Origin of the sequence: Actinomadura logoneensis, from assembly GCF_003428695.1 — a bacterium.
Classification (GTDB): domain Bacteria; phylum Actinomycetota; class Actinomycetes; order Streptosporangiales; family Streptosporangiaceae; genus Spirillospora; species Spirillospora logoneensis.
This window is the reverse complement of sequence record NZ_QURH01000191.1, coordinates 1-8,161: the sequence shown is the minus strand read 5'-3', so window position 1 is coordinate 8,161 and position 8,161 is coordinate 1. Positions and strand designations below refer to the sequence as shown.

Here is an 8,161-nt window from a genome sequence, read left to right as displayed (position 1 = left end):
GGGCGCGGACGGGCGGCTGGCGACCGTCCGCGCGGACGCCGCCGACCCCGCGGACGTCGAGGCGGCCGTCGCCGCGACGCTGGAGCGGTTCGGGCGGCTGGACGCCGTCGTCGCCAACGCCGGGATGGCCACCTTCGACAGCATCGAGGACGGCGACCCGGCGGGCTGGCGCGACATGGTCCTGATCAACGTGCTCGGCCCGGCGCTGCTGGTGCGGGCCGCGCTGGAACCGTTGCGCGCGGCGCGCGGCCGGATCGTCCTGGTCGGGAGCCTGGCCGGGACGGTCGCCACCCGCGGCAACCTGTACGGCGCGACCAAGTGGGCGCTGACCGGGATGGCGGAGAACATCCGGCTGATGGTCGCCGGGACCGGTGTCCGCGTCACCCTGATCGCCCCCGGACGCGTCGACTCGGCGTTCTGGGACCCGGCCGGGGGGACGCCGCCCGGCCCGAGCCTGACCACCGGGCACATCGCCGACACCGTCGCCTGGGTGACCGGGCAGCCGGACGGGGTCGACGTCGCCAGCATCGTCATCCGGCCGGTCACCGCCCTGGAGGGGCACAGCGATGAGACATGACCTGGTGGTCGGGGCGGGGCCGTGCGGCCTCGCCGCGGCCCGCGAACTGCACCTGGCCGGCGGACGCCCCGTCGTCCTCGAACGCGCCCCGCGGGCGGGCGGACTGGCGTCGTCGGTGACCGACCCCGCCGGGTTCGTCTGGGACCTCGGCGCGCACGTCGCGTTCAGCTACTTCGGCGACTTCGACGCCCTGCTGGACGACGTCATGGCGGGCGACGTGCTGCGGCACGAGCGGTCGTCCTACATCCGGTTCGGGGACCGCTGGGTGCCGTACCCGTTCCAGCACAACCTGACGGCGCTGCCCGAGGCGGACGCCGCCGACTGCATGGTCGACATGATCGAGCGGCCGTCCGGGCCGGTCCGCAACTACGACGACTGGCTGCTGCAGCAGTTCGGCCTCGGCATCGTGGACCGGTTCATGCGGCCGTACCACGAGAAGCTCTGGACCGTCCCGACCAGCGAGATGTGCACCGACTGGGTCGCGCACCGGGTCGCGACCGTGGACTGGCAGACCGCGCTGCGCAACCTGGTCGAGCGGCGCACCGCGCCCGGCTGGGGGCCGAACAGCACGTTCAGCTACCCCGGCAGCGGCGGCATCGGCGAACCGTTCCGCCGGCTCGCCGCGCGCCTGCCGGACGTCCGGTACGGGCGGTCGGTGGTGGAGGTCGACACCGCCGCGCGCACGGTCCGGCTCGACTCCGGCGAGGTGCTCGGCTACGAGCGGCTGATCAGCACCATGCCGCTGACCAGGCTCGTCGCGGCGCTCGCCGACGCCCCGCCGGACGTCCGGGAGGCCGCCGCCGAACTGCGCCACAACCAGGTCGTCGTGGTCGGCGTCGGCGCGTCCGGGACGGTGGACCCGGGCTGGCACTGGATGTACTTCCCGGACGAGCGCCCGCCGTTCTACCGGGTCACCAACATGGGCCTGTTCGCGCCGGGCAACATGCCCGAGCCGCACGCCGAGCACGTGTCGTTCCTCGCCGAGATCGCGCTGCCGGCGGACGAGCCGGGACCGTCCCGGGACGACCTCGTCCGCGAGACGGTGGACGGGATCGTGGCGGCCGGGCTGCTGCCCGACCGGGACCGGGTGCGCTCGGTGTGGGCGCACCGCATCCCGATGGCGTACCCGATCCCGACCCTGGGACGGAACGAGGCCGTGGCGACGGTGCTCGGCCACCTGGAGCGGCACGGCGTCCACTCGCGAGGACGGTTCGGCACCTGGCTCTACGAGTACGGGAACATGGACCACGCGATGAAGATGGGCGGCGACGTCGCCCGCCACCTGCTCACCGGCGCCCAGGAACGCATCCCGCTCCCGCACCGCGCCCCGTCCGCCCGGCAGCCCCGCGAGGCCGCCGTCTACTGACCCCGGACGCGAGCGAGCCCCCGCCGATCCGGCGGGGGCTCGCTCGTGGAAGAGGTGGGCGGCTTCGCGGTGGAGGTCAGCGGCCGAGCCTGCGGTAGCGCTCCTCCGTCCGCTCCTTGGCGGGCTTCCACCACCACTCGTTGTCGCGGTACCAGGCGACGGTCTCGGCGAGGCCCGCGCGCAGGTCGGGGAAGCGCGGGCGCCACCCCAGCTCGGTGCGCAGCTTGGTGCAGTCGGCGGCGTACCGCAGGTCGTGGCCGGGACGGTCGGGGACGTGCTCGTACGAGCCGGGCGGCCGGTCCATCAGCTCCAGCAGCAGGTCGAGCACCTCCCGGTTGCTGCGCTCGCCGCCCGAGCCGATCAGGTACGACTCCCCGATCCGGCCCCGGTCGAGGATGAGGTGGACGGCCGCGTTGTGGTCGTCCACGTGCGTCCACTCCCGGACGTTCTCGCCGGTGCCGAACAGCTTGGCCGGGCGGCCCAGCAGCAGGTTCGTCACCTGCCGCGGGACGAACTTCTCCACGTGCTGGAACGGCCCGTAGTTGTTGGCGCAGTTCGACACCGTCGCCCGCACCCCGTAGGACCGCACCCAGGCGCGGACCAGCAGGTCCGAGGCAGCCTTGGTCGCCGAGTACGGGCTGGACGGGTCGTACCGGCTGGTCTCGGTGAACCGTCCGCCGCCGTCCGCGCCGAGGTCGCCGAACACCTCGTCGGTCGAGACGTGGTGCAGCCTGCGGTCGTGCCGCCGGACGGCCTCCAGCACGGTGAAGGTGCCCTGCACGTTCGTCCGGACGAACGGGGACGGGTCGTCCAGGGAGTTGTCCACGTGCGACTCGGCCGCGAAGTGCACCACGACGTCGGACGCGGCGACCAGCTCGTCCACGAGGCGGGCGTCGCACACGTCGCCGCGGACGAACTCGATCCGGCCGGCGACCGGGGCGAGCGCCCGCTCGTCCCCCGCGTAGGTCAGCGCGTCCAGCACCCGGACCCGGTACCGGGGGTGGTGCCGGAGGGTGTGGTGCACGAAGTTCGCGCCGATGAAACCGGCCCCGCCGGTGACCAGCATCCCGGTCACGGCGGTCAGCCGAACTGGCCGGGCTCGCGGCCCGCGCCGGCCGGGCCCCGGTAGGCCTGGGCGATGTCCAGCCAGCGGTCGGCCTCCGCGCCCTCGGCCTTCACCCGCAGGTCGGCGCGGTTGCGGCGGCGGGTGACGAGCAGGCAGAAGTCCTCGGCGGGCCCGGAGACGCGGTCGGCGGCATCCTCGGGGCCGAACTCCCAGGACCGTCCGGACGGCAGCGTGAGCTCGTAGCGGAAGGTGAAGTCCGGCGGGGTCAGCCCGTGCGACTCGTAGCCGAAGTCGCGGGTCAGCACCGCGAAGCCCACCAGGTGCTCGATCCGGTCGGTGCGCTCCGGCCGCAGGCCGAGGGCGTCGGCGACGTCCTGGCCGTGCGCGAACGTCTCCATGATCCCGGCGCAGGCGAGGATCGCCGGCGGCAGCGGGTTGACCAGCCACGGCACCGCGCCGTCCTCGGGGAAGGCGGCGAGCGCGGCGATCCCGGCGTCCCGCTCGGCGCGCCAGCGGTCCAGCAGGCGGCCGGGGTCGGCGCGCGGGTAGTCGCCGAGCGCGGCGTTCACGGCGCCGTCGAAGTCGCCCTTGGCGCGCTCGGTGAGCGCCCGGAAGGCGTCCGCGTCGGACGCGGCGGTCCCGGCGAGCCGGTAGATGAACGCCAGGTGCGCCACCTGGTCGGCGACGGTCCAGCCGGGGGCGGGCGTCGGGTCCGCCCAGCGGTCGGCGGGCAGGCCCTCGACCATGCGGTCGATCTGCTCGCTCTCGGCGGTCAGGTCGGCGATGACAGTCTTCAGGTCCGTCACGGGCCGGGTCCTCTCCTCGGGGATCGTGCCTCGAGCATGGCCCGGACGCCGCCGCGAAGCGCTACGCGAACGTGCTTTCCCCGCGCCGCGCACGCATTTCTTCGCCGTCCGGGGGCGCGCGTTTCCCCCACCCCCGGACACCTTTCCCTGTGACGTGCACGCGTTTCTCTGAGGTCCCGCGTCCCTTTGTCCGCCGCCGTGCTCACTTTTCCTGAAGAGGCACGGACCCGAAACCGCGCAATTTTGGAAAAGCCTCGCCGGAAGGCCGGGAAAATCCCCGGCCCGGCCCGTCCCGCGCCGGTGTTCTTCCGCGCGCGTCCGCCGATGTGCCGGATGCGCCGCGAGGGGGTGCGCAAGGCGGAAGATGCGGCGCCCGGAGCGGCGGTGCGACCGTCGGTCGTGGTTCCGCCGGTGCGCGCGCGGCTTCGGCGGGCAGCCGTCCGACCTCCTCCCGCGACCGGAATGGGGTGGGCCATGCGCCCGTTCAAAATCGAGATCCCGCAGGCCGACATCGACGATCTGAAGAGCCGCATCGCGGCGACCCGGTGGACGGGCGAGCTGCCCGGCGTCGGGTGGCGGCGCGGCGTCCCGCTCGGCTGGCTGAAGGACCTGGCCGGGTACTGGCGGGACGGCTACGACTGGCGCGCCGCCGAGTCCCGGCTGAACGAGATCCCGCAGTTCACGACCGAGATCGACGGCCAGACCGTGCACTTCATGCACGTCCGGTCGCCCGAGCGGGACGCGCTGCCGCTCATCCTCACGCACGGCTGGCCGGGGTCGGTCGCCGAGTTCGAGCGGGTCGTCGGCCCGCTCACCGACCCGCGGGCGCACGGCGGCGACCCCGCCGACGCGTTCCACCTGGTGATCCCGTCGCTGCCGGGCTACGGGTTCTCCAGCCCGCTGCGCGAGACCGGCTGGGACGTGCCGCGCATCGCCGCCGCCTGGGCCGAGCTGATGGACCGGCTCGGCTACGACGCCTACGGCGCGCAGGGCGGCGACGCCGGATCGCCGATCTCGCTGCAGCTCGGCCGGCAGGACCCCGGGCACGTGCTCGGCGTGCACGTCAACATGCTGATGACGTTCCCGTCCGGCGACCCCGCCGAGATGGCCGGGCTCAGCGAGGCCGACCAGGCGCGGCTCGGCGCGCTGGCCCGGTTCGACGCCGAGATGTCCGCCTACATGAAGGTGATGGCCACCCGGCCGCAGACGCTCGCCTACGCGCTGCACGACAGCCCGGTCGGCCAGCTCGCCTGGATCGCCGAGAAGTACGCCGAGTGGACCGACAACGGCGGCGCGCCCGAGCCCGCGGTGGACCGCGACACGCTGCTCACCCAGGCGTCGGTGTACTGGTTCACCGGCACGATCGGGTCGTCGGCGCACTTCTACTACGAGGGCGCGGCGGCGGTCGCGCAGGCCGCCTCCGGGGTCGTCCCGCCGCCGGTGCCCGCGCCGGTCGGCGTCGCGGTCTTCCCGCACGACATCTTCCTGCCGGTCCGCCGGTTCGCCGACCGCGACCTGCCGTCCCTGACGCACTGGACCGAGTTCGACTCCGGCGGCCACTTCGCCGCCCTGGAGCGCCCCGACGCGCTCGTCGACGACGTCCGCGCCTTCTTCCGCACCGTCCGCTGACCCCGCGGACCCACCGATGAGGAGAACCACTCCGATGGATCGACGCTGCCCGGTGAACCTCGACACCTCCGGCCGGGACCTGCACGGCGAGGCGGACGCCCTGCGCGAGCAGGGGCCCGCCGTCCTGGTCGGACTTCCCGGCGGGGTGTGCGCGTGGTCGGTCAACCGGCACGACGCCGTCCGCAGCGTGCTCACCGACCCGCGGGTCACCAAGAGCGCGCGCAACCACTGGCCCGCGTTCATCAACGGCGAGATCCCGCCCGACTGGGAGATGATCAGCTGGATCGCGATGGACAACATGGTCACCGCCTACGGCAAGGACCACGTCCGGCTGCGGCGGCTGGTCGGCAAGGCGTTCACGCCGCGCCGCACCGAGGCGATCCGGCCGCGCGTGGTCGAGCTGACCACGCAGCTGCTGGACGCGCTCGCGCAGACCCCGCCCGGGGACGTGGTGGACCTGCGCGAGCGGTTCGCCTACCCGCTGCCCGCCCGCCTCGTCGCCGACCTCATCGGGATGTCGGAGGACGCGCGGGCGCAGACCGCCAAGGTCATCGACATGATGGTGGACACGACCGTCACGCCCGAGCAGGCGCAGGCCGTCCTCGCCGGCTGGCGCGGCGCGATGGCCGAGCTGATCGAGGAGAAGCGCCGGAACCCGGGCGAGGACATCACCAGCGACCTCATCGCGGCCCGCGACGAGGACGGCACCCGGCTGAGCGAGCAGGAGCTCGCCGACACCATCTTCGCGATCCTCGGCGCCGGGTCGGAGACCACGATCAACTTCTTCGACAACGCGATCACGGCGCTGCTCACCCACCCCGACCAGCGCGCGCTGGTCACCACCGGCGAGGCGAGCTGGGACGACGTCATCGACGAGACGCTGCGGGTCGAGTCGCCGCTCGCGCACCTGCCGCTGCGGTACGCGGTGGAGGACATCGACCTGGACGGCGTCACCATCCCCAAGGGCGACCCGATCCTGGTCAACTACAGCGCGATCGGCCGCGACCCGGCGCTGCACGGCGAGGACGCGGGGCGGTTCGACATCACCCGCGACAGCAAGGAGCACCTGTCGTTCGGGCACGGCCCGCACTACTGCCTCGGCGCGGGCATCGCCCGGATGGTCGCGACCGTCGGCCTGTCCAGCCTGTTCGAGCGGTCTGCCTCGGCGCGGGCATCGCCCGGATGGTCGCGACCGTCGGCCTGTCCAGCCTGTTCGAGCGGTTCCCGGACCTGTCCCTGGCGGTGCCGCGCGACGAGCTGCTGCCGCTGCCGACCTTCATCATGAACGGCCACCGCACGCTCCCGGTCCGGCTCACCCCCGCCGCCTGACCCCTGCCGCCTGACCCCTGCCGCCCGCCTGCCCCCTGTCCCCCGCCGCGTGCTCCGAGCCGCGCGGCCCGACCTCCAGGCCCGACTCCTCACCCGACCTCCGCGCCCGCCCCCGAGGCCCGGCCTGCCACGGCCCGGCCTCGGGGGCCGGCCCCTGACCAGCACGTTCCGAACCCGTTCCAGACGACCGGTCGGCGACCGATGAGTCCCGCGTCGCCGGCCGGTCTTGATGATCGGCATGTCGCCGGTCCCGACGAAGGGAAGCACGATGCAGCAGGAGAACGTCCCCCACCGCCGTTCGCGCCGCGCCCGCAGGTGGCGCGGCGGGCTGGCCGCCGCCGCGACCGCGGCGGCCGTGCTGTTCGCCTCGACCTCCGGTGCGCAGGCGGGCGGCCGCCTCACCGCCGACACCGAGGCGCTGTCCGGTTTCCAGGACGGTGTCGTCCCCGTCGAGGGCGGCACCCTGCACTACGTCAAGGGCGGCTCCGGCCCGGTCCTGGTGCTGCTGCACGGGTGGCCGGAGACCTGGCGGGAGTGGCGCAAGGTGATGCCGGAGCTCGCGAAGACCCACACGGTCGTCGCGTTCGACCTGCCGGGCCTCGGCGCGTCGAGCGTGCCGTCCGGCGGCTTCGACACCGCGCACACCGCCGCCCGCATCCACCAGGGCGTCGCGGCGCTCGGCTACGGCAAGGTCAAGATCCTCGCGCACGACCTGGGCGTCTCGGTGGCGTACGCGTACGCGCACGACTTCGCGGGCGACGTCTCCCGGATGGCCGTCCTGGAGTCGCCGCTGAACGGGTTCGGCCTGGAGAACGCCTACGGCGTGAGCTGGCACCTGCTGTTCAACCAGACCGCCAAGCCCGTCCCGGAGAACCTCATCAACGACGCCGCGCACACGCGCACGTACCTGACCTGGCTGTTCAGCTCGGCCCGGCACCCCGACCGGATCGATCAGGACGGCGCCGTCCGCGCCTACTCCGACCCGGAGCACCGCAGCGCGGGCTTCGAGTACTACCGCGCGTTCCCCGCGGACGCCGAGTACAACAAGGCCGCCTCGGCGACCAAGCTGACGATCCCCGTCCTCGCGATGGGCTCGCAGTACGTGTTCGGCGCGGGCGTGGCGCAGTCGTTCCAGGCGGTCGCGACCGACGTCCGGACCGCGATCGCGCCCGACACCGGCCACTGGATCCCCGAGGAGAACCCTGCCTACCTCCAGCAGTGCGCGAACCTGTTCTTCGGCCCGCCGCCGGCGACCCCGCCGACCGGCGACCTCGCGTCCTGCGCCCCCTGACCGTCCCGTCGACTCCCCTCTCCCTCTCCGTCCTCCGTCCCCGGTCGTGAGGACCTCCCCGTAAGGACCGCCGCCCGCGCCGCGTCGCGCGGGCGGC

At 73.8% G+C, this 8,161-nt stretch carries 7 protein-coding genes; 5 read left to right on the top strand and 2 right to left on the bottom strand.

The window, feature by feature from the left end:
• The coding region (locus DZF91_RS10265) for an SDR family oxidoreductase (protein WP_117357242.1) at positions 1–577 on the top strand (577 nt) is incomplete at its 5' end.
• Positions 567–1,943, top strand: a complete 1,377-nt coding sequence (locus DZF91_RS10260) for a protoporphyrinogen/coproporphyrinogen oxidase (RefSeq protein WP_117357241.1) — start codon at positions 567–569, stop codon at positions 1,941–1,943. The genes DZF91_RS10265 and DZF91_RS10260, both read left to right, overlap by 11 nt.
• A 76-nt stretch (positions 1,944–2,019) precedes the next feature.
• Here DZF91_RS10260 and rfbB read toward each other — a convergent pair whose 3' ends face one another.
• Positions 2,020–3,009 (bottom strand): dTDP-glucose 4,6-dehydratase, encoded by a 990-nt coding sequence (rfbB, locus tag DZF91_RS10255; protein WP_117357244.1) that lies wholly within the window; start codon positions 3,007–3,009, stop codon positions 2,020–2,022.
• A 14-nt stretch (positions 3,010–3,023) separates the two neighbouring features.
• The gene (locus DZF91_RS10250) at positions 3,024–3,815 is read right to left on the bottom strand and encodes a TIGR03084 family metal-binding protein (protein WP_117357240.1); all 792 of its coding nucleotides are present in this window, start codon (positions 3,813–3,815) and stop codon (positions 3,024–3,026) included.
• Between the two features lie 474 nt (positions 3,816–4,289).
• Between DZF91_RS10250 and DZF91_RS10245 the strand changes: the two genes are divergently transcribed.
• The 3 genes from DZF91_RS10245 (at position 4,290) to DZF91_RS10235 (ending at position 8,064) form a co-directional block, all read left to right on the top strand.
• The gene (locus tag DZF91_RS10245) at positions 4,290–5,444 is read left to right on the top strand and encodes an epoxide hydrolase family protein (protein WP_117357239.1); all 1,155 of its coding nucleotides are present in this window, start codon (positions 4,290–4,292) and stop codon (positions 5,442–5,444) included.
• 34 nt (positions 5,445–5,478) lie between these two features.
• Complete coding sequence (locus tag DZF91_RS10240) at positions 5,479–6,729, top strand: cytochrome P450 family protein (protein WP_235834196.1); 1,251 nt, start codon at positions 5,479–5,481, stop codon at positions 6,727–6,729.
• A 312-nt stretch (positions 6,730–7,041) separates the two neighbouring features.
• Complete coding sequence (locus DZF91_RS10235) at positions 7,042–8,064, top strand: alpha/beta fold hydrolase (protein ID WP_117357243.1); 1,023 nt, start codon at positions 7,042–7,044, stop codon at positions 8,062–8,064.
• Positions 8,065–8,161: the final 97 nt, after the last annotated feature.